We start from the raw sequence: 21,977 nt of genomic DNA, 5'->3' as shown, positions 1-21,977 counted from the left end.
GAATTGTGCGGTCGCAGCATGGCTGCGACAGGATAGCGACAGGTCCAGACGCTCCAACGGGGGTATGATCCCCTGTCCCTTCTGCCCATTCATGTAACCCACATCGATGTCCAACGAAGATTTCAAACAGGCCGCCCTCGATTACCACCGGATGTCCCCCCCGGGAAAGATCAAGGTTTCCGCTACCAAGCCCATGCTGACGCAGCGCGACCTGTCGCTGGCGTATTCGCCGGGCGTGGCGTATGCCTGTGAAGCGATCAAGGCCGACCCGCAGCAGGCCAGCGAGCTGACCGCCCGCGGCAACCTGGTGGCGGTGATCTCCAACGGCACCGCGGTGCTGGGCCTGGGCAACATCGGCGCGCTGGCCGGCAAGCCGGTGATGGAAGGCAAGGGCGTGCTGTTCCAGAAGTTCGCCGGCATCGATGTGTTCGACATCGAAGTGGATGAAACCGACCCGGACAAGCTGGTCGACATCATCGCCTCGCTGGAGCCGACCTTCGGCGGCATCAACCTGGAAGACATCAAGGCGCCGGAGTGCTTCGTGGTCGAGCGCAAGCTGCGCGAGCGCATGAAGATCCCGGTGTTCCATGACGACCAGCACGGTACGGCGATCATCGTCGGCGCAGCGGTGCTCAACGCCATGGCGATCACCGGCAAGAAGATCGAGGACGTGAAGCTGGCGACCACGGGCATGGGCGCCGCCGGCATTTCCTGCGTGAACATGCTGGTGCAGCTGGGCCTGAAGCCGGAAAACATCCTGGCCTTCGACCGCGAGGGTGTGATCCACACCGGCCGTACCGACCTGGACCCGGAAAAGCAGCGCTATGCGCGCGATACCGACAAGCGCACCCTGGCCGAGATCGTCGACGGCGCGGACATCTTCCTGGGGCTGTCGGCACCGGGCATCCTGACCGCCGAGATGGTCAAGACCATGGCCCCGGATCCGGTGATCTTCGCGCTGGCCAACCCGACTCCGGAAATCATGCCGGAGGTGGCGCGCGCCGCCCGTCCGGACGCGATCATCGGCACCGGCCGCTCGGACTACCCGAACCAGGTCAACAACGTGCTGTGCTTCCCGTACCTGTTCCGTGGTGCGTTGGACGTGGGCGCGACTGCGATCAACGAGGAAATGAAGATCGCCTGCGTGCGTGCCATCGCCGCGCTGGCGCGCCGCGCGGCCACCGACATGGGCTCGGCCTATGGCGGCGAGACCCCGAGCTTCGGCCGTGAATACCTGATCCCGCGTCCGTTTGACCGCCGCCTGCTGGTGGAGCTGTCGGCGGCCGTGGCCCAGGCCGCGATGGACTCGGGCGTGGCTTCGCGCCCGATCGAGGACATGGGCGCCTACCGCGACAAGCTGGCCCAGTTCGTCTACCGCACCAGCCTGATGATGAAGCCGGTGTACGACCGCGCGCGCAGCGACAAGCAGCGCGTGGTGTACGCCGAGGGCGAAGAGGAAGTGGTGCTGCAGGCGGTGCAGAACGTGGTCGATGACGGCCTGGCGCATCCGATCCTGATCGGCCGCCCGGAAGTGATCGAGTCGCGCATCGAGCGCCTCGGCCTGCGCCTGAAGATCGGCGAGAACGTTGAAGTCACCAACATCAACGACGACCCGCGCTTCAACGAATACTGGCAGTACTACCACGGCCTGACCGGCCGCCGTGGCGTGACCGTGGCCGCGGCGAAGAACCTGATGCGTTCGCGCCCGACCCTGATCGCAGCGGTGATGGTGGCCCGTGGCGAAGCCGATGCGATGCTGACCGGCATCGTCGGCCGCTTCCACAAGAAGCTGGGCTACGTGCGCAGCGTGCTGCCGCTGGAGCCGAAGGTCACCTCGACCTCGGCGATGACCGGCGTGATCAACCAGCAGGGCGTGTTCTTCTTCGTCGATACCCACGTGCAGGAAGACCCGACCGCCGAGCAGCTGTGCGAAGCAACCCTGCAGGCGGCCTACCGCATGAAGCTGTTCGGCATCGAGCCGAAGGTGGCGCTGCTGTCGCACTCCAACTTCGGCAGCCACGATTCGAAGGATGCACTGAAGATGCGCCAGGTGCGCGAGCTGCTGCTCAAGCGCAACCCGCGCCTGAACGTGGATGGCGAAATGCAGGGCGACACCGCATGGGATGAAGCGCTGCGCCAGAAGCTGCTGCCGGGCTCGACCCTGCAGGGCCGAGCCAACCTGTTCGTGCTGCCGAACCTGGAAGCGGCCAACATCGCCTACAACCTGGTGCGCGTGTTCACCGACGGCGTGGCGATCGGTCCGATCCTGATGGGCGTGAACAAGCCGGTGCACATCCTGACCACCAGCGCGACCTCGCGCCGGATCCTGAACATGACCGCGATTGCGGCGGTCGATGCGCAGATCCGCAAGCAGATCGAAGCGGAAAAGAAGGCGTAAGCCTTCGTTCCGCTGCGATCTGCAGAAACGCGCCCTTCGGGGCGCGTTTCGTTTCCGCCCAGCGGAAACGGGTAGAGTCGACTGTTAGTCGACTGCCTTTCCTACAACCACCGAAAATCCCGCGCGATCGCGCGATAGTCGACTAACAGTCGACTCTACCGGTCCCGATGCCGGTCCCACCGCTGCCACACGCGCTACGCACCCCGGTCATTTCCCTGCAACGCCGCTGCGGCCCAATACGCCCACGCGGCCTGGCCGTGGGAAGGGACCGGACCGGCCTCCCCACCCTGGGCCCGACCAACTTTCCATGGACGAGGGTGTCATGCGCAATCGAGTGACGCGGCGGTACTTCCAGCAGTTGTTCGCGCTGTACGCCGGCTTCGTGCAGTCGCGCTGAGGCCGCGATGCGGTAGCGCCGGGCAATGCCCGGCGAACGTAAAGTGCGTTGGGGCTCAGCGCCGCTTGCCGCGGCGCGCTGGTGCCGGCGGCGGTGCATCCGAACGCGGCTTGGCATACTGCGTCCACAGCGCAGGCAGTGCCTTGCCGGTGTGCTTCTGCCACAGCACCGGTGCATAGCGGCCGTCGCGCAGGGCCTTGTCCAGTGCCAGCACCAGGCCCGGATGTTCGGCGTCGGCCCATTTCAGGAACGCACCGGTGACCCGGTAGCCGCTGTCGAAGTTCTGCCCCGTCTCGACCTTGCCCGGCAGTGCCCAGCCCGCAGCGGCATTGTCCATGCCGTAGCGGTCGCGTGCGTAGTCGGCGATGCCCTCCACCAGCCAACCCGGCACCCGTGCGTCGCCATAGCCCGGATAGCCCTGCACGATGTGCATGGCCTCATGGGTGACCAGGTCGATGTCGTTGGGGTGCTGCGCAAGCCAACCCGGGTTGATGGTGATCGTTGCGGCCTGGTCCTTGTCACCGACGAAGGCGATGCCGGTGTAGGCCGGGTCGATCACGATGCGCACCATCGCCGGCGCGGCCGGGTGGAAGTCCGCACGTTCGCGCAGGTAGGCGAAGAAGAACGTATCGATCACCCGCTTGCGCTGCGGCGCGGCCAGGGCGCCACGGGCGTCCTGGTAGTTCAGCGTCACGCCGTCGCGGGTCAGCTGCGTATCGAACGCCTGGGTCTGGCCGAAACTGGAGAAGGACAGGGCAACAAGGGCCAAGGGCAGAAAACGGAAGCGCATGCCGCTCATTGTACGGTGCCGGCCGCCAGCAGTTCGATCTCCGCCAGCGGCAGCCGTGCCGGTGCCGCCAGGCGCAGGCGGTATTCGCTGTAGCGACCGGGTTTTGCAATGCGGAATGGACGGGTCTGGCGGGCGGATTCGAAGTCTTCGCCGCTGCGCTGGTCGAGCACGGCCCAGCTGCCGCTGCCGTTGCGCGCCTCCAGTGTCCACTCACCGCCCTGGATACGGCTGTCACCGCTGGTCAGCGTGTACATCGTCGGGGTGCCCTCAGCCAGGCCGGCCAGCGCGATGGTTGCACCGCCGCCCAGGCCCACCGTCGTGCCGGCATCGTCATCGACCAGCGCGGGCAGGGCGCGGCCATCGGCCAACGTCGCCTTCGCGCCGCTGCCGAGCAGGTCGTGCAGCAGCTGCGGGCGCTGGCCGCGTGCGGTCAACGAGCGCGGCACATCATCCACGCCACTGCCCCAGCGCGAGGGACGGGGGCCCATCACGAAGTCGAGGGTCGCGCCCTTGGCGATCAGCTCGTGCGGCACCCAGGTCTTCGTCCACGGTTTGCCGTTGATCGTCAGCGACTGCACGTAGACGTTCTCACGCGAGTTGTTGGCCGCGTTCACGGTCAGCACGGCACCACCCTGCAGTTCCACGCGCGCATGTTCGAAGGCCGGCGAGCCGATCACGTACTCCGGTGCGCCCATGCGCAGCGGGTACAGGCCCAGCGATGCCAGCACGTACCACGCCGAGGTCTCGCCGTTGTCCTCGTCACCGGGATAGCCCTGGCCGATCTCACTGCCCACATACAGCCGCGACAGGATCTCGCGCACATGCTGCTGGGTCTTCCACGGCTGCCCGGCGTACAGGTACATCCACGGGATGTGGTGCGCCGGCTGGTTGCTGTGCGCGTACATGCCCATGCGCACGTCGCGCGCTTCGGTCATCTCGTGGATGGTGCCGCCATAGGAGCCGGCCAGTGCCGGGTCGGCGGTTTCCGGCGTGGCGAAGAAGGCATCCAGCTTCGCCGCCAGCTTGTCGCGGCCACCGTACAGCGCGGCCAGGCCTTCGCCATCGTGGGCGGCGGTGAAGGCGAAGGTCCAGCCATTGGATTCGGTGTAGTCGTGGCCCCATACGCGCGGGTCGTAATCCTTGGCGTCCACGCGCCAGCGGCCATCGGCCTTGCGGCCCTGGAAGAAGCCGGCGGCCGGGTCGAACATGGTCGCGTAGCTGGCGGCGCGATAGCGGAAGTACTCGGCCTCGGTGCTGTAGCGCTCGCGTGCAGCCGGCGTGGTGGCGCGCTTGGCCAGTGCATCGGCCATGTTGGCGATGCCGAAGTCATTGAGCGCGCCTTCCATCGTCCATGACATGCCTTCGTGCACGTCCGCGCTGGCGTAGCCACGGAAGGTCGAACGGTCCATGCCCTTGCGGCCGACATGACGGTCGGGCGGGACCACGGTCGCGTTCTTCAGCGCGGCGGCGTAGGCCTCGGCCGGATCGAAGCCGCCGATGCCCTTCAGCCAGGCATCGGCGAAGGCCACGTCCGAGCTGGTGCCGACCATCAGGTCGGCGTAGCCCGGCGACGACCAGCGCGCGATCCAGCCGCCGGCGCGGTACTGCTCGATGAAGCCTTGCACCAGCTGGCCGGCATCGTCGGGCGTAAACAGCGCATAGGCCGGCCAGGTGGTGCGGAAGGTATCCCAGAAGCCGTTGTTGACGAAGACCTTGCCGTCGCGCACGGCCGCATAGCTGCGGGTCGCGCTGCCATCGGTGTTGTCATCGCTGGCGCTGGCCTGGTTGGCGTAGCGCCAGTCGGGTAGGGCCGCGCTGCCCACGTTTTCATGGCCGGAGTTGGGGTACAGGTACAGCCGGTACAGGCTGGAGTACAGCGTGGTCTTCTGGTCGTCGCTGGCGTTGCCGATGTCGAAACGGGCCAGGCGCGCGTCCCATGCATCCTGCGCACGGCTGGCCACGCTCTCCAGCGTATCGGCAGCGCTGATTTCCAGTGCCAGATTGTGCCGCGCCTGCTCGACCGAGATCAGCGAGGTGGCGATGCGCATCGTCACCCGCCGGTCGCTGCCGGCGTCGAACTTGATGTAGCCGGTCGGGCGGCCGGTGTCGAGGCGGCCGCTGCTGCGCCACGGCTTGTCGAAGCTGGCCACCACGTACATGCGGCTGGCTCCGTTGGACAGGCCGCTGCGCGTATCGGTGTAGCCGGACAGCGTCTGCGTGGCGGCGTCCAGGGTCAGGCCACCGCGCGCATCGACATTGTCGAACAGCAGGTTGGCGTCGCCGCCCTCGGGGAAGTCGAATCGGAACAGTGCGGCATGATCGGTCGGCGCGATGGCGGCAGCGATGCCATTGTCAAAGCGCACGTCGTAACGGTACGGGCGGGCGCTTTCGTGGCGGCGGTCGAACGACAGCGCGCGTTTGCGGCGGTCGGCGTCCGGCGCGCCACGGCTGGCCGAAGGCATCACCTGGAAGGTCTGGCGGTCGCCCATCCACGGGCTGGGCTGGTGGCTCAGTGCCAGCGCCTGCAGCTGCGGGCGGTTCTGCGCATCGTTCTGTTCGTTCCAGCGGTACAGCCAGTTCAGTGCGCCGGCATCGGTCACCGGGGTCCAGAAGTTGAACCCGTGCGGCACCGCCGTGGCCGGGAGGTTGTTGCCGCGCGAGAACGTTCCGTTGGCCTGGGTGCCGCGTGTGGTCAGCACCCAGTCCGAGACGCGCTGCGGCTGCTGGCGCGGCTGCGCATCCAGGCATACGTCGTCGATCCAGCCGGAGACCGGCGCACCTTCGGCACTGGCCACCTCCAGCTCGATCGCCACCACGCGGCGGCCTTTCAGCGCGGGCACGTCGCCCAGCCGCACCGCCTTGCGCGCCCACTGCTGCGGGTACAGCGTCTTCGACTCGCCCTGCGCATGGGCGCCAAGGGCCACGCCATGCTGGTCGCGTGCCGTGCCAGCCGAAACGCGGCTGCCATCGTCCAGCAGCAGGTCCAGCGATACATAGGTCGAGGCGACGGTGTCCTTGCCGACGATTTCCGGCAGCACCAGCCACGACAGCGTGGTATCGGCCTCGATGGGCAGGTCGGCCTTGAACAGTTCGCGCCGCGCGCTGCCGCCTTGGCTGCTGTAGCGCAGCGCATGCAGGCCGCTGTAGCCGGCGTTGCGCTTGGCGGCGTAGGGCGCGGCCGGTCCATTGCCGATCGTGACCTGAAGCGCACTGGTGGCCTGCGCCGGGACAGGCTCGCCCGGTTCGAACGAGGTGTGCAGCCCCTGCGCCAGCGCCGGCATCGCAGTGGTCACGCAGGCCAGGGCCAGAGCGAGCGGAAGCAGGGCGCGGCGTGGATCAGACAGGGTCATGCAAGGGTCTCCCGAGAGGCAGGCGGCAGGCAGAACCCGCATCGGCGGACACCACGGACAGCATCGCTCCGCCCGCCGGGAGGGCAGTGGAAGAGGCGATGCCGGTCCGGTGGGGGCGGGCCATGCGATCGGGTCGGATTGGGGTGGGCCGATTCACGGCCTGGCCCGATCCTGCAACAGCGGCAGCAGCCTGACAAGTGCCATTTAGTTCGATCCAAATGCGGCAAATTTCGCAGTCGGCGGGTTTCCAGCGTGAACCCGCTGGATCGATTGAAGGATTTCCGCCAGTGCGAGGCCTTGGATCTGCCGCGCAACCGCGCAAGGAGACGCCCTGCGGCGGGCAAAGACCTGTTGTTGCGCAATGTCGGGGCGGCCCGGATGCTAGAATCACAGGCCTCGCAACCCGTTCATCGACATCCGCCATGAGCCATACCGCCACTGCGCCCGCCAACGCCGAGAAGTGCTACACCGTGCACCGCAGCGATCTGCCGCTGAGCTGCCCGACCCCGGAAATGGCGCTGTGGAACTCGCATCCGCGCGTATACCTGCCGATCGAGGACGAGCCCAATGGCGAAGCGCAGTGCCCGTACTGCGGTTCCGTGTTCGTGCTGGCCGACTAAACGGCGGCCTTTTCGATGCGCCGATTGACCGTGGTGCAGTTGCTGCCGGCGCTGCACTCCGGCGGTGTCGAGCGCTCGACCCTGGAAATCGCTGCGGCCCTGGTCGCTGCCGGCCATCGTGCGCTGGTGGTCTCCGCCGGTGGCCGCCTGGTGCAGCCCCTGCTCGATAGCGGTGCCGAGCACCTCACCCTCGACATCGGCCGCAAATCGCTGCTGACGCTGCGCCACCTGCCGACCCTGCGCCGCCTGTTCGCTGAAGTCGGCGCGGACATCGTGCACGCCCGTTCGCGGCTGCCGGCATGGCTGGGCCTGTACGCGATCCGTGCCATGCCCGCCGCCCAGCGCCCGCACTGGGTAACCACCGTGCACGGGTTGAATTCGCCCAGTCGCTACAGCGCGGTGATGACCAGCGGTGAACGCGTGATCTGCGTGTCCAACACCGTGCGCGACTACGTGCAGCGGCACTATCCGACGGTACCCGAAGCGAAGCTGCAGGTGATTCCGCGCGGCGTCGATGTCACACAGTTTCCGCGCGTGGCCCGCGCCGACCGCCGGCCACGACTGGCGCTGGCAGCCGACTACCCGTGGCTGGCGCAGGTTGGGGGCCCGCTGCTGCTGCTGCCGGGGCGGGGCACCCGGCTGAAGGGACATGCCCATGCGCTGCAATTGCTCGCCGATGTACGTGCAGCTGGTGTGCCGGCACAGCTGTGGATGCTGGGCACCGATGAACCGGGCCGCGAAGCCTACGTGGCCGACCTGCGCCGGCAGGCCACTGCCTTGGGCGTGACCGACGCCGTGCAGATCAGCACGCCGACCGCGCGCATCGCCCAGGCCTATGCAGCCAGCGATCTGGTGCTGCAGCTGTCGGACAAACCGGAAGCGTTTGGCCGCACCGTGGTCGAGGCGCTGTCGGTCGGCCGTCCGGTGCTGGGCTGGGATCATGGTGGCGTCGGCGAACTGCTTCGGCAGCTGCAGCCCGCTGGCGCGGTGCCGCTGGGCGATGCACGCGCGTTGGGTGAACGTGCGCTGGCCCTGCTGGCGCAGCCGCCGTTCTTGCCGACCCGCATCCCGTTTACGCTGCAGGCCATGCAGCGCGATACCCTCCGCCTCTATGCCGACCTCGCTGGCTGACTCCGCCGTCACCGTGCGCGACGACCGCGCCGGGCGCTGGGCGCCGTGGTGGGTGCTGACGTACGTAGCACTGTGGCCATTGCCGGGCATCGCGGAGACCGTGCTGGGCCTTGGCGCGGTCTACGCCGCCGCGCGCATGGTCATGCGCCGCCTGCAGCGCCGCCCGCATCTGTTGAGCACGGCAGCGTGGGCGCTGACCTCCATCCTGTTCCTCGGCTATTGGCTGCCGCAGGCGTTCTCGGCGTTTGATGCAATCGATCCGGCAGCGTCGTGGACGAAGGCGGCTGCCGGCCTGCGCTACCTGCCCTTCATGTGGCTGGTGGCGATCGCGGTGGCCACGCCGGAACGCAGGCGGCTGACCTTCGGTGGCCTGGCGCTGATCACCGGCGCATGGACGCTGGATGCGCTGGTGCAGGCGCTGGCCGGAACCAGCCCGTGGTTCTGGTCGCTTGAGCAGCTGAAGCTTGCGGTGAGTGGTCACGCGTTGTGCCCGGCCACTGAGGCAGCCGTGGTCGATCGCCTCAGTGGGGCACTCGGGCCGTGCAACCTGAAGTTCGGCCAGGTCCTGGCCAGTCTCTCACCGTTCCTGTTGTTGCCGCTGGCGCGTCGCTTTGGCAATCCGGGTTGGGTACTGGCCGCGGCGGCGCTGGGCTGCGTGCTGCTGCTGGCCGGCTCGCGCGCGTCGTGGATCACCTTCGCGCTGGTGCTGGCCTACAGCGGCGTGCGCCAGTTCGGTGTGAAGCGGATGCTGCTGCTGGCGCTGCTCGGCGTGCTGGGCGCCGGCGTGCTCACCGCAGGCGTGCCGCAGCTGCGCGAACGCCTTGCGCGTACCGCGATGGCGTGGGATGGAAGCGAACGCGGTGTCGACGAGGCACTGTCGGGGCGCGCGCGTATCTGGGAAGCCGCCGTCTGCATGATCGAAGAACACCCGTTCAACGGCGTCGGCGCACGCGGTTTCCGCGATGCCTATCCCGCCTGCGTGGCCGAAGAGGGGCTGGCGGTATGGGGGGATGCTCCCGCCCTGCACGCGCATCAGATCGTGCTGGAAATCCTGGCAGAAACCGGGGTGATCGGCCTGCTGCTGTGGCTGGCAGCCGTGGCCCAGGCCTGGCGGGCCTGGCGCTATGCACCGACGGCCGCGCGTGACCGGGCCCGCCCTGCGATGCTGGCGCTGGCGGTCACCGTGTTCCCGCTCAACACGCATCTGGCGTTCTATTCCGCGTTCTGGGGCGGCCTGACCGTGCTGCTGGCAGCCCTGTTCGCCGGCAGCCTGCTGGCCCGCGACGCAGATGATTCCCCGCCGGTGAAGTGACCGCGCATCCGCGCATGGTAGGGATCAACCATGGAGTCGATCAGTAGATCCACGCCATGCGTGGATGAGGCTTTCCCGACCTGAACACGGTGACATCTCCACTATCGGTGCCCCGGCAGTTCGCGCACGCTGGAGGCATGGCCAGCCCCAGACTTCGCTACGGTCGGTATTCCCGAACCGGCAACGTGTACTCATTGACCACGGCAACCCTTGGCCGTGAACCGTTATTCGCCGATGCGGCGAACATGGCGATCCTGATCGACACCCTGCGCTTCGTCGAGCGTAGGGGCTTCAGCCACAGTCTCGCCTGGGTGGTGATGCCTGACCATCTGCACTGGTTGATGGAACTGCGCAGTGGAACCCTGGCCGAGTGCATGGCCCTGCTCAAATCACGCAGCAGCCGACTGCTGAACCGGCGATTGGAGCGACGAGGGGCGCTGTGGCAGCACGGTTACCACGATCATGCCGTACGCAGCGATGAATCCCTTCATGAGAAGGCGATGTACATCCTGGCCAATCCGGTCCGTGCGGGCCTGGCCGGCACGTTGGGTGAGTACCCGCACGCATGGTGCCGTTGGCCGTTGTAGGTGCCGGCACCCGGATTAGAGCATCCACGCATGGCGTGGATCTACTTCAGAATGCTCCGCGTCATCAAATTCACGCCATGCGTGGACGAAACCCTCCCGCCCCACCGTTATTTGTAGAAATCACTCCGGCCGCCGGGCTGGCGCTTGAAGCGGCGGTGGATCCACAGGTACTGGTCGGGAGCCTCGCGCACCATCGCTTCGATGGCCTGGTTGACCCGCGTGGTATCGGCTTCCACATCCTCGCTGGGAAAGTTCTCCAGCGGCGCGCCGATCTTCAGGAAGTACTTCCCGCCCTCGCGGCGGTGGAAGTAAGGAATCACCGCACAACCGGTCATCCGCGCCAGCTGGTGGGTGGCGGTAATGGTGGATGCGGTATGGCCGAAGAAGGGCACGAACACGGTGTCCTTGCCGCGCATGTCCTGGTCCGGCGCGTACCAGAGGAAGCCGCCCTTCTTCAGGTGGCGCACGGTCGCGCGGATGTCCTCGTTGGCGAACATCGCCTTGGCATAGCGCAGGCGGCCGAACTTCACCGCCCACTCGTACACCGGGTTCTTGTGCTTGCGGTACATGCCTGAAAGATCGACGTAGTCGCACAGCAGGCGGCCGCACATCTCCAGGGTCATGAAATGGCCGGACACCAGCAGTACGCCGCGGCCTTCGGCCTGCATCCGCCGCAGATGTTCCAGGCCTTCGATCTGCACCTGTGGGCGGATGCGGTCGATGCTGCCCCACCACGCGCGGATGCACTCGAACACGCCCACACCCAGTGCGTCGAAGCTGTCGCGCACCAGGCGCTGGCGCCAGGCTTCGTCCTTTTCCGGGAAACACAGCCGCAGGTTGACTTCGGCGGCGCGACGGCGGCTGCCGAGCAGGCGCCAGCTGATCCAGCCCACGCCCCGACCGAGCGCACGCTGCAGCATCCACGGCAGGCGGGCGATGGCGAAGGCGCCGAGCATGGCGGCGAACATCGGCCAGTTGCGGGGATCGCGCAGCGACGGACGGACGGCGGTGGTGGCATCGGACATGGCGCCATTCTACCAACCCGGCAGCGTGTCTTTCCCGGGGGGCTCCCGTATCCTTGCCGCATGCGCAAAGACCCTGCCGAATGGATCCTGCGCGGCCTGTACTCGGCCGTGCTCTACATCCTGCTGCCGATCACCGTGTACCACCTGGTCTGGCGCGGTTTCCGGGTCCGTGAATACTTCCGGCGCTGGGACGAGCGCTATGCCTCGTATCCGCAGCCGACCGGCCAGCCGCGGGTCTGGCTGCATGCGGTCTCGGTGGGCGAAGTCAATGCCGCCGCGCCGCTGGTGAATGCCCTGCGCCAACAGCGTCCGGACATCCGCTGGGTCATCACCACCATCACGCCGACCGGTTCGGAGCGCGTGCGTGCGCTGTGGGGGGACGCGCTGGACCACGTCTATCTGCCGTACGACGTGCCGGGCAGCGTCAACCGCTTCCTCGGCCACTTCCAGCCCAGCCTGGCGCTGATCCTGGAAACCGAGCTGTGGCCGAACATGCTGTTCGGCTGCCGCGACCGCCATGTTCCGGTCTATATCCTCAACGCCCGCCTGTCTGCGCGTTCGCTGCGCGGTTACCGGGTGCTGGCGGCGCTGATCCGCCGTGCGCTGCGCACGGTCACCTGCGTGGCCGCGCAGTCGCAGGACGACGCCGCGCGCTTCGTGCAGCTGGGGGCGGCGCGGGAACAGGTGCAGGCCCTGGGCAACCTCAAGTTCGATATCGCCACGCCGGATGTGCAGGGCTTCGTCGAGCAGTTCCACGCCTGCGTGCCCGCCGGGCGCCCGGTGTGGATCGCGGCCAGTACCCATGATGGCGAGGAGCAGGCGGTGATCGACCTGCATCGGCGCCTGCGCCAGCAGCACCCCGACCTGTTGTTGCTGTGGGCGCCGCGGCACCCCGAGCGCTTCCCGAAGGTGGAGGCGCTGGCGCGCGAGCAGGGCTGGAGCGTGGCGACCCGTCGTGCGAAGCAATGGCCCGAGGCCGGCACGGATGTATTCGTCATCGACACCCTGGGCGAGCTGATGCCGTTCTATGCCTGCGCGCAGGTTGCCTTCGTCGGCGGCAGCCTGCAGCCGATTGGTGGCCACAACCTGCTGGAACCGGCGGCAATGGGTACTGCGGCTGTGACCGGCCCCCACCTGCACAACTTCGCCGAGATCTCCCGCCGCATGCGTGAGGCCGGTGCCTTGCTGATCGGCGATGACGTGCAAGCGGTGGGTGACCTGCTGCAGCACCTGCTCCAGGACCCGCAGGCGCGCGAGGACATGGCGCGGGCAGGCTGCACGTTGATCAGCAATGGCCGTGGCGCTTTGCAGCGCACGCTGGCCCTGGTCGCGCCACATCTGCCGCCGCCGCGCGGCTGAGTCCACCGGCCGCACAGGCCTGCGCCCAGTCCGTCGACTGACGTGATCGACTGCATCAATTCTGCTTAGCGGGCGGAGTTCTGTCGCGACAGAACCGGGTGCGCGTCGCTGGGCGTGTCTGCGGTCACATCGCGGCGTGCACGGCAAGGATTCTGATACCGCCCTTCGGCGCAGGCTGCCAGCCTGCTGTCGACCGCGCTTGGACGGATATCAAGGGAGCTTGCGATGGATGGGGGCAGCAGGCCGGAGGGCATCGGTGATGCCCGGCCCGGCATGGAGTATCTTGCAGTGGTGGCGCTGACGCTGCTGCTGGGGGGCAATGTGGTCGCGCTGATCGGCCAGCACACGGCGGCCGAGGCTGGGCCGGCCATCGTGCTGAGCCTGTTGCTGGCCGCACTGGGTACGATGCCACTGCTGTATTGCCTGCACGCCCTCAACCAGCAGCTGCCGGCTGTCGATGGCCTGCAGGGAGTGTTGCGTGCGTGCTGGGGCCGGGCATCCGCCGGTGTGCTCGGCGGCGCGCTGTTGTTGGAACTGGTGGCGACCATGGGTGGCGTGGCGCAATCGCTGGCCCGTCATCTGCGTGCACTGCTGGCCTATTGTGGCGTCGAGGCCGACTACGCGGTGCCGGGTCCGCTGATGGCCAGCCTGGCGGTGCTTCTGATTGGTGTAGTCGGGTTGCTGCCGTGGCGACGAATGGTTCTGGTGGCGTGTGCGCTGTTGACGATGAAGATCGGGACCGGCCTGCTGCTGGTGGCACTGGCAGCCCGTTACATGCACTACGCGCACTGGATTCCCTGGCTGCCGGAGGCGACGGCTCCCTATCGCTTTGGGCTTGGTGGTGTATTGGCGGCGAGCGTGCCGCTGCTGGGTGCGTTCGCCAGCGTGGGCCTGGCGGTTGGATTTCCCGGCTTGGGCGGGCAGGTGAAGGCGCGCCAGTCGCGGCTGCTGGCGGGCATGCTGCTGCTGGCCATGCTGTTGCTGATCGTGGTCGCTGCATTGCAGGCCGGGCTGGTCGAGTTCCCTGCATTGGACAGCACGCGACCGCTGGCGGTAGCCCTGCAACCGCACCCGCAGCTGCAGTGGCTGATGCCGTTGCTGCCGCTGGCCGGCGCGGCCGGATTGGCCGCGCTGCTGCTGGTGCTGCTGCGGGTGGGCCTGTGCTTGGCGATGCAGCTGTGGCCGGCACGGCGTGACGAAGCAATCGGCATGCATGTGCGGGCGGTGCCGGTCGCGTTGATTCTGTCAGCGGCGGTGCTGGCTTTCGGCGTGCCCGCGGGCATTCTGCCGGTGCTGCCCGGCCCGGTCGTGCTGGTGGTGATGGCCGCCCTGTGCCTGGCCGTACTGCGCGGGCAGTCACCGTTGGCACGTGGCCTTGCGCTGCTGGCGCCTGTGGCCGCCGGACTGTGCATGCTGGCCGCCATCGGGTGGCTGCGGGCCTGGCCCGGCTGATGGCCGTGCATCGCGCACAAAAAAGCCACCCTCGCGGGTGGCTTTTCGTTGCCGGCAGGCGACGGCTCAGTGCGTCGTCGTTGCCGGATTGCCCGCGTCCTGGGTCAGCAGGCGGTTCACGTCCTGCAGCTCGGCCACGTCCAGTGCGCCCAGCGACTGGCTCAGCAGCAGGCGGTTCTGCAGGAAGGTGTAACGGGCCTGGGCGTAGTCCAGCTGCGCCGAGAACAGGATGCGCTGGTTCTGGATCACATCCAGCACGGTACGGGTGCCGACCTCCAGGCCGACCTGCGAAGCGTCGTACGCGCTCTGCGCCGAGACCACCGCCAAGCGGCGGGCTTCCACTTCGCTGATGCCCTGCACCAGGGTCTGGTAGGCATTGCGGGTATTGCGGTCCAGGGCACGCTTCTGCTGCTCGTAGCCGTCCTGGGCGATGTCACGCTGGGCCAGCGCCTGGCGCACGCCCGACTGGGTGGCACCACCGGAGAAGATCGGCACGCTCAGGGTCAGGCCGATGCTGTTGGTGCGTGCGTCCGGCGACAACGAGCCGGCGCCGGTGCTGTCGCCCCAGGTCGCGCTCTTGCCCCAGCTGCCGCCCAGCGACAGGGTCGGGTAATGGCCACCGCGGGCAGCCTGCACGCCAGCTTCGGCCGCACTGACCTTCAGCTCCTGCGCCTTCAGCGCCGGATTCTGGGTGGTGGCCTGCTGCACCAGCTCATCGATGTTGCCGCGGTTGGCCGGCACTTCCGGGCGGAAGTCCGCCGGCAGGCCACGCAGGTTGGTCACCGGCTGGCCGGTCAGTTCGGTCAGGGCCTGGTAGTTATCGGCCAGGGTGTTCTGCGCAATGATGGTGTTGGCACGCGCCTGGTCGTACTGGGCGCGTGCTTCGTGCACGTCGGTGATCGGCGCCAGGCCCACTTCCAGGCGCTTGTCGGCGAAGTCGAACTGCTTCTTCGCGGCCGCTTCGTTGGTCTGCGCGGCGTTCAGCGATTCGATCGCCACCAGCACGTTGAAGTAGGCCGCCGAGGTGCGCACGATCAGGTTGTCGTTGGCCGATTCGAGGGTGAAGTCCGCCGCCTTGCTCAGCTCACGCTGCGAGCGCAGGTTGTTGATCTGGGTCCAGTTGAACAGCGTCTGGCTGCCGTCGATCGTGTAGGTGCGGCGCTTGTTGGTGAACGAGCCGGAGTTGGCGTCGGCGTTCGGCTCGCTGCGCGTGCGGTTCAGCGCGGCCTGGCCGTTGATCTGCGGCAGCAGGGCGGCACGCGCCTGCACGGCGCCTTCCTTGTCGTACAGCCGGGTCGATTCGGCGGCCGACAGCTGCGGATCGCCGTTGCGGGCCATTTCGTAGACCTGCAGCAGGTCGGCGGCATGGGCGGACAACGGCAGCAGGGCAGTGGCCAGCGCAACAGCGAGGGATCGGCGGATCATTGCGGCTTCCTTGGACTCAGAGGTGGAACTGGGGGGCCGGGGCGGCACCACGCAGGTAATCGATATCGGTCTCGAACAGGGACTCGGAGCTGCCGTCGGCCTTGACCAGCAGGGCCTCCATCGCCGGCGAGCGGCCGTGGATCACGAACAGGCGGCCACCCGGACGCAGCCACGAGGCGAACTGTGACGGCACCACGTCGACCGCACCAGTGACACAGATCACGTCAAAGCGGCGTTCGGTCTGCCAGGACAGGGCATCGGCCACTTCCACGCGGACGTTGCTGCCCAGGCCGGAAGCGTCCAGGCGGGCACGCGCGGCGGCGGCCAGCTCCGGGTCGATTTCCAGGCTCAGCACATCGCGCGCCAGCGCGCCGATGCAGGCGGCCAGGAAGCCGCTGCCGGTGCCGATTTCCAGCACTTCGTCACCCGGCTGCAGGTCCAGCGCCTGCAGGGTACGGCCCTCGATGACCGGCTTCATCATCTTCTGGCCGTGGCCGATCGGCAGTTCGACATCGGCGTAGGCCAGTGCCCGGTGTGCATCGGCGACAAAAGCCTCGCGCGGCAGGCGGGCCAGGACGTCGAGCACCTTGATGTCCAGCACGTCCCAGGGACGGATCTGCTGTTCCACCATCAGTTCGCGGGCGTGGGCGTAATCAATCGTCATGAGGTTCAAATCCAGCGCAGTGGGCCGGCCATTTTACCGGTGCCGGAGGCCGGCGGCGCGCCCAGAGCATCAGCTGCCGGGGGCCGGGGTCGCAGTGCCGGAAGTCATCGCGACCTCCGGTTCGTTCAGTTTTGGTTATTCAGCTGTTCCGGCCCCTCGCGGCGCGTAGGCGCGCAGGAAGAAGTCGATGCTGGCGGTCACGTGGGCAAGAGGGTCGCATTCCACCGGTGACAGTGGCATGCCGCACATCATATGCATGTGCACTTCGCCCTTGACCAGGGTCAGGAACTGCTCGCCAGCCAGCGAATAGTCGGTGATTTCCAGCTCGCCGCGCTCGGCGCGTGCCCGCAGGAAGTCAGCCAGGGCCTCGCAGGTACGTTCCGGTCCTGCCTTCCAGAACAGCTCGCGCAGGCGTTCGTCGGTCTCCGGCGCCATCATCATGCGCTGGATCGAGATCGCCGCGTCGGAGGTGATCAGTTCGAAGAAGGCCAGACCGATGCCGATCAGCTGGTCGCGCAGCGGGCCGTCCGTGTCGGCCACGAACAGGGCATCGGGCAGCATTTCAATGCACTTTGACTGCACGGCCTCGGAGAACAGGGTCTCCTTGTCGCCGAAGTGGCTGTACACGGTCAGCTTCGAGACGCCGGCCTGGGCGGCGATGGTGTCCATGCTCACGCCGGTATACCCCTGTTCGATGAACAGTACCTTGGCTGCTTCAAGGATCGCCGCGCGCTTGCCCAGATCCTTGGGGCGCCCGGGTCCGGCGGCCTTGGCAGCAGGCTTGGCCGACGGCTTGCGGGAAGTGGAAGAACTCATCGCAACAATACTAGACCAAGCGGTTCGATATTTATACTATACCGGCCGGTTTATTAAATTGGGCCGGCAGTCGCGGCTCCCCCTTGTTGCAACCCTGCGTTTTCAGGACGTTGACCGATGAAGATCGTGCGCTGGATGGGCGGTATGGTGTGGGTGGCTGCGCTGGCAGCCTGTTCGGGACAGGAACAGGCGCCGCAGGCGGCCGTGCCGGTACTGGTGGTTCACCCCGGCGAACAGGCCGGACAGGCGCCGGCGGCATTCCCGGGCACGGTGCGTGCCCGCCAGGAAAGCCCGCTGTCGTTCCGCGTCGGAGGCAACCTGGTCAAGCGCCACGTCGATGCCGGCCAGCGGGTGAAGAAGGGCGACGTGCTGGCCGAACTGGACGTGGCTGACTTCGCGCTGCAGGCCCGTGCCTCACAGGCGCAGCTGGCTGCGGCCGAGGCCGACCTGGTGCGTGCCCGCGATGACCTCAAGCGCTACCAGGTGCTGGCCGACCAGCAACTGGTCAGCCGCTCGCAGCTGGACCAGCAGTCCGCGGCGTTCAAGGCCGCGCAGGGCCAGGCCAATGCGGCCCGCGCCAACCTCGATGTGCTGCGCAACCAGGCTGACTACGCGCAGCTGCGCGCGCCGGCCGATGGCGTGATCGCCAGCCGCGAGGCCGAAGCCGGGCAGGTGGTGTCCGCCGGCCAGACCATCTTCAACCTGGCCGCCGATGGCGGCCGCGAAGTGCTGATCGACCTGCCTGAAGCCACCATCCGCGACTACGCGGTCGGCCAGCCGGTCGAGGTGGAACTGTGGAACCGCCCGGGCCAGCGCCTGCCCGGTACGATCCGCGAGATCGCCGCCGCCGCCGATCCGCAGGCACGCACCTATGCCACCCGCGTCAGCCTGGCCGCCGATGCGCTGGCCGATGTCGAACTGGGCCAGAGCGCGCGCGTCTACAGCAGCGCCGGTCGCCACGGTACCCTGCAGCTGCCGCTGGGCGCGCTGCAGCGCGGTGTCAACGGTGCCGCCAGCGTGTGGGTGGTCGATCCGGCCAACAGCACGCTGAAGGCCGCCTCGGTCACCACCGGTGCGTTTGGCAGCGAGACCGTGCCGGTGCTGTCCGGCGTGAACGCGGGTGACTGGGTGGTTGCCGCCGGTGGCCACCTGCTGCGAGCGGGCCAGCCGGTGATCGCCGTGGACCGGCAGAACCGCCCGGTGCTGAAGCCGGCCGCGCCGGCCGCTGCCGCCAAGGCCAGGGAGTAAGCCGGTGCGCCGCTTCAATCTTTCCGAGTGGGCGCTGGCCAATCGCCCGCTGGTGCTGTTCGCGATGCTGGCCTTCGCGCTGATCGGCGCGTGGTCGTACAAGCACCTGGGCCAGTCCGAGGATCCACCATTCACCTTCAAGGCGATGGTGGTGCGCACGCTGTGGCCGGGCGCCACCGCCGAGCAGGTCTCGCGCCAGGTGACCGAGCCGATCGAGAAGGCGCTGATGAACACCGGCGAGTACGAGTTCATCCGCTCCTATTCGCGCCCCGGCGAATCGCAGGTCATCTTCATGGCCCGCGACAGCCTGCGTTCCAGGCAGATCCCGGACCTGTGGTACCAGGTGCGCAAGCGCGTGGGCGACATCCGTGCGACGCTGCCGCGCGAGATCGTCGGCCCGTTCTTCAACGATGAGTTCGGCGACACCTACGGCAACATCTATGCGTTGACCGGCAAGGGCTTCGACTACGCGGTGATGCGCGACTACGCCGACCGCATCCAGCTGGAACTGCAGCGCGTGCCCGATGTCGGCAAGATCGACCTGGTCGGCCTGCAGGACGAGAAGGTCTGGATCGAGCTGTCCAACACCCGCCTGGCCACGCTGGGTGTGTCGATGCAGCAGGTACAGCAGGCGCTGGCCGACCAGAATGCGGTCACCGGCACCAGCTTCTTCGAGACCGCCACCGATCGCGTGCAGCTGCGCGTGACCGGCCAGTTCAACGACATCGAAGCAATCCGCCAGTTCCCGATCCGTGCTGGCGACCGCACCGTGCACCTGGGTGACATCGCCGAGGTCAAGCGCGGCTTCGCCGATCCGGCGTCGCCGAAGATGCGCTTCATGGGCGAAGAGGCGATCGGCCTGGCGGTGGCGATGAAGGATGGCGGTGACATCCTCAAGCTCGGTGCCAACCTTGATGCCGAGTTCCAACGGCTGCAGAAGACCCTGCCGGCCGGCATGCAGCTGCGCAAGGTGTCCGACCAGCCGCAATCGGTGGAAGAGTCGGTCGGCGAGTTCGTGCAGGTGCTGACCGAGGCGGTGGTGATCGTGCTGCTGGTCAGCTTCTTCTCGCTGGGCCTGCGCACCGGCCTGGTGGTGGGCGTCACCATTCCGCTGGTGCTGGCGATGACCTTCTTCGTCATGCACTACTTCGACATCGGCCTGCACAAGATCTCGCTGGGCGCGCTGGTGCTGGCGCTGGGCCTGCTGGTGGACGATGCGATCATCGCGGTGGAGATGATGGCCACCAAGATGGAGCAGGGCTACGACCGCTTGCGCGCGGCCAGTTTCGCTTGGGAATCGACTGCGTTCCCGATGCTGACCGGTACGTTGATCACCGCAGCCGGCTTCCTGCCGATCGCCACGGCGGCATCGAGCACCGGTGAATATACGCGTTCGCTGTTCCAGGTGGTGACCATCGCGCTGGTGGTGTCGTGGATCGCGGCCGTACTGTTCATTCCCTACCTGGGTGACAAGATGCTGCCGGACCTGTTCAATCCGCAGCCGCCCAAGCCGGGCAGCCTGTCCGCGCGCTGGCATGCCAAGCGCCAGCAGTGGGCCGACCGCTACCCGGCGCTGGCCAACCTGATTGCGCCGCCGCAGCATGGGCACGACCATGATCCGTACCAGCGCCCGTTCTATCGCAGCTTCCGCCGCTTCCTCGATACCTGCCTGCGCCATCGCTGGTGGGTGATCGCCGCGACCATCGCCCTGTTCGTGTTCTCGCTGATGATGTTCCGCTTCGTGCCCCAGCAGTTCTTCCCGGACTCGACCCGGCCGGAGCTGATGGTGGACATCGAGCTGGCCGAGGGCGCCTCGCTGCGCTCGACCCAGGCCCAGGCCGAGAAGCTGGAAAAGCTGCTGTCCCACCGCGAGGGCATTGCCAACTACGTGTCCTATGTGGGCACCGGTTCGCCGCGCTTCTATCTGCCGCTGGACCAGCAGCTGCCGGCGACCAACTTCGCCCAGTTCGTGGTGTTGGCCAAGGACATCAAGGCGCGCGAGAGCACCCGCGACTGGCTGCTGCACGAGGTGATCCCGAAGTTCCCGGACGTGCAGATGCGCGTGACCCGCCTGGAGAACGGACCGCCGGTCGGCTATCCGGTGCAGATGCGCATCTCCGGCGAGCACATCGAGAAGGTGCAGGCGATCGCGCGCCAGGTCGAGGCCAAGGTGCGGGAAAACCCGCACGTGATGAACGTCAACCTGGACTGGAGCGAGCCGAGCAAGGTGGTGCGCTTGGTGGTCGACCAGGAGCGCGCCCGTGCGCTGGGCGTTAGCAGCGCCCAGGTCAGCCAGTTCCTGTCCAGTTCGTTGGCCGGGCAGTCGGTGAGCGTGTATCGCGAAGGCAATCGCCAGATCGAGATGCTGCTGCGCGGGCCGGCCGATGAGCGCAACCAGCTGGAGCTGCTGTCCAGCCTGTCGATGCCCACCGCCAACGGTGGCAGCATCACGCTGTCGCAGGTGGCGACGATGGAGTACGGCTTCGAGGACGGCATCATCTGGCACCGCAACCGGTTGCCGACGGTGACCGTGCGCGCCGACATCAGTGATGGCATGCAGGCGCTGGACGTGGTTCATCAGATCCTGCCCACACTGGATGGCATCCGTGCCGAGCTGCCCAGTGGTTACCTGCTGGAAACCGGCGGTACCGTGGAGGATTCGGCACGTGGCCAGAACTCGATCAAGGCCGGCATGCCGCTGTTCCTGGTGGTGGTGGCCACGCTGCTGATGCTGCAGCTGCGCAGCTTCTCGCGTGCAGCGATGGTGCTGGTGACCGCGCCGCTGGGCATCATCGGCGCGACCCTGTTCCTGCTGCTGTTCCGGGCGCCGTTCGGCTTCGTCGCGCTGCTGGGCACGATCGCACTGGCCGGCATGATCATGCGCAACTCGGTGATCCTGATCGACCAGATCCAGCAGGACATCGATGCCGGGCATGACCGCTGGCATTCGATCATCGATGCCACGGTGCGCCGTTTCCGCCCGATCGTGCTGACCGCGCTGGCGGCGGTGCTGGCGATGATTCCGCTGTCGCGCAGCGCGTTCTACGGCTCGATGGCGATCTCGATCATGGGCGGCCTGATCGTCGGTACGGTGCTGACGCTGGTGTTCCTGCCGGCGCTGTATGCGGCGTGGTTCCGGGTGAAGCCGGACGAATCCGGGGCGTAACGCCCCGGGTTCCACGGCCACCGCCTCTGGTAGGTGCCAACCTTGGTTGGCACTGCGGCTTGCATCCACGCATGGCCCGGATTGATCTGCTCGCGGGATCTGCTTTCTGTAGAGCCGAGCCATGCTCGGCTGCTCTTCGCGGGATGACGGGATGAGTCGAGCATGGCTCGACGCTACAGAAGCACCCACGCATGGCGTGGATCTACCGCGATTCGCCATCGCTCGGTAGGTGCCAAC

15 protein-coding genes are annotated in these 21,977 nt (G+C 67.4%); 9 read left to right on the top strand and 6 right to left on the bottom strand.

The window, feature by feature from the left end; genetic code table 11:
• The first annotated feature begins 106 nt into the window (after positions 1 to 106).
• The gene (locus AC5P9W_RS00465) at positions 107 to 2,398 is read left to right on the top strand and encodes an NADP-dependent malic enzyme (RefSeq protein ID WP_021204353.1); all 2,292 of its coding nucleotides are present in this window, start codon (positions 107 to 109) and stop codon (positions 2,396 to 2,398) included.
• Between the two features lie 452 nt (positions 2,399 to 2,850).
• Here AC5P9W_RS00465 and AC5P9W_RS00460 read toward each other — a convergent pair whose 3' ends face one another.
• On the bottom strand, positions 2,851 to 3,594 hold the full coding sequence (locus AC5P9W_RS00460; RefSeq protein WP_111098063.1) for a basic secretory protein-like protein: 744 nt from the start codon (positions 3,592 to 3,594) through the stop codon (positions 2,851 to 2,853).
• Positions 3,591 to 6,935 (bottom strand): GH92 family glycosyl hydrolase, encoded by a 3,345-nt coding sequence (locus AC5P9W_RS00455; RefSeq protein WP_206621381.1) that lies wholly within the window; start codon positions 6,933 to 6,935, stop codon positions 3,591 to 3,593. The genes AC5P9W_RS00460 and AC5P9W_RS00455 overlap by 4 nt, the downstream gene beginning before the upstream one ends.
• A gap of 422 nt (positions 6,936 to 7,357) precedes the next feature.
• Here AC5P9W_RS00455 and AC5P9W_RS00450 point away from each other — a divergent pair, with 422 nt between their 5' ends.
• The 4 genes from AC5P9W_RS00450 to AC5P9W_RS00435 all read left to right on the top strand — a co-directional run bounded on the left by AC5P9W_RS00450 (position 7,358) and on the right by AC5P9W_RS00435 (position 10,585).
• On the top strand, positions 7,358 to 7,555 hold the full coding sequence (locus AC5P9W_RS00450) for a zinc-finger domain-containing protein (protein ID WP_495218619.1): 198 nt from the start codon (positions 7,358 to 7,360) through the stop codon (positions 7,553 to 7,555).
• Positions 7,556 to 7,570: 15 nt separating this feature from the next.
• Positions 7,571 to 8,686 carry a glycosyltransferase gene (locus AC5P9W_RS00445; protein WP_019662058.1) on the top strand — a complete coding sequence of 372 codons (1,116 nt, stop codon included), beginning with the start codon at positions 7,571 to 7,573 and terminating at the stop codon, positions 8,684 to 8,686.
• Complete coding sequence (locus AC5P9W_RS00440; protein WP_021204349.1) at positions 8,667 to 9,998, top strand: O-antigen ligase family protein; 1,332 nt, start codon at positions 8,667 to 8,669, stop codon at positions 9,996 to 9,998. The genes AC5P9W_RS00445 and AC5P9W_RS00440 overlap by 20 nt, the downstream gene beginning before the upstream one ends.
• 137 nt (positions 9,999 to 10,135) lie before the next feature.
• Entirely contained in the window at positions 10,136 to 10,585 is a 450-nt protein-coding gene (locus AC5P9W_RS00435) for an REP-associated tyrosine transposase (protein WP_021204348.1), read from the top strand.
• Between the two features lie 107 nt (positions 10,586 to 10,692).
• On the opposite strand, the gene AC5P9W_RS00430 is transcribed toward AC5P9W_RS00435, so the two are convergent.
• Entirely contained in the window at positions 10,693 to 11,610 is a 918-nt protein-coding gene (locus AC5P9W_RS00430; protein WP_058983548.1) for an LpxL/LpxP family Kdo(2)-lipid IV(A) lauroyl/palmitoleoyl acyltransferase, read from the bottom strand.
• Positions 11,611 to 11,670: 60 nt separating this feature from the next.
• Here AC5P9W_RS00430 and waaA point away from each other — a divergent pair, with 60 nt between their 5' ends.
• Positions 11,671 to 12,969 carry a lipid IV(A) 3-deoxy-D-manno-octulosonic acid transferase gene (gene waaA / locus AC5P9W_RS00425; RefSeq protein ID WP_111098065.1) on the top strand — a complete coding sequence of 433 codons (1,299 nt, stop codon included), beginning with the start codon at positions 11,671 to 11,673 and terminating at the stop codon, positions 12,967 to 12,969.
• Positions 12,970 to 13,194: 225 nt separating this feature from the next.
• The gene (locus AC5P9W_RS00420; RefSeq protein WP_227852079.1) at positions 13,195 to 14,421 is read left to right on the top strand and encodes an APC family permease; all 1,227 of its coding nucleotides are present in this window, start codon (positions 13,195 to 13,197) and stop codon (positions 14,419 to 14,421) included.
• Between the two features lie 66 nt (positions 14,422 to 14,487).
• Here AC5P9W_RS00420 and AC5P9W_RS00415 read toward each other — a convergent pair whose 3' ends face one another.
• The 3 genes from AC5P9W_RS00415 to AC5P9W_RS00405 form a co-directional block, all read right to left on the bottom strand.
• Positions 14,488 to 15,846 (bottom strand): TolC family outer membrane protein, encoded by a 1,359-nt coding sequence (locus AC5P9W_RS00415; protein ID WP_005419128.1) that lies wholly within the window; start codon positions 15,844 to 15,846, stop codon positions 14,488 to 14,490.
• A 16-nt stretch (positions 15,847 to 15,862) separates the two neighbouring features.
• Positions 15,863 to 16,510 carry a protein-L-isoaspartate O-methyltransferase family protein gene (locus AC5P9W_RS00410; protein ID WP_019662052.1) on the bottom strand — a complete coding sequence of 216 codons (648 nt, stop codon included), beginning with the start codon at positions 16,508 to 16,510 and terminating at the stop codon, positions 15,863 to 15,865.
• 135 nt (positions 16,511 to 16,645) lie between these two features.
• Complete coding sequence (locus tag AC5P9W_RS00405) at positions 16,646 to 17,326, bottom strand: TetR/AcrR family transcriptional regulator (RefSeq protein ID WP_019662051.1); 681 nt, start codon at positions 17,324 to 17,326, stop codon at positions 16,646 to 16,648.
• Between the two features lie 117 nt (positions 17,327 to 17,443).
• Here AC5P9W_RS00405 and AC5P9W_RS00400 point away from each other — a divergent pair, with 117 nt between their 5' ends.
• Together AC5P9W_RS00400 and AC5P9W_RS00395 are read left to right on the top strand one after the other, a co-directional pair.
• On the top strand, positions 17,444 to 18,574 hold the full coding sequence (locus AC5P9W_RS00400) for an efflux RND transporter periplasmic adaptor subunit (RefSeq protein WP_111099200.1): 1,131 nt from the start codon (positions 17,444 to 17,446) through the stop codon (positions 18,572 to 18,574).
• Positions 18,575 to 18,578: 4 nt separating this feature from the next.
• Entirely contained in the window at positions 18,579 to 21,740 is a 3,162-nt protein-coding gene (locus AC5P9W_RS00395; RefSeq protein ID WP_188250322.1) for an efflux RND transporter permease subunit, read from the top strand.
• Positions 21,741 to 21,977: the final 237 nt, after the last annotated feature.

It is taken from the genome of Stenotrophomonas sp. YJH_SMC_33, from assembly GCF_059372295.1.
This window is presented reverse-complemented; position numbering and strand designations above follow the sequence as displayed.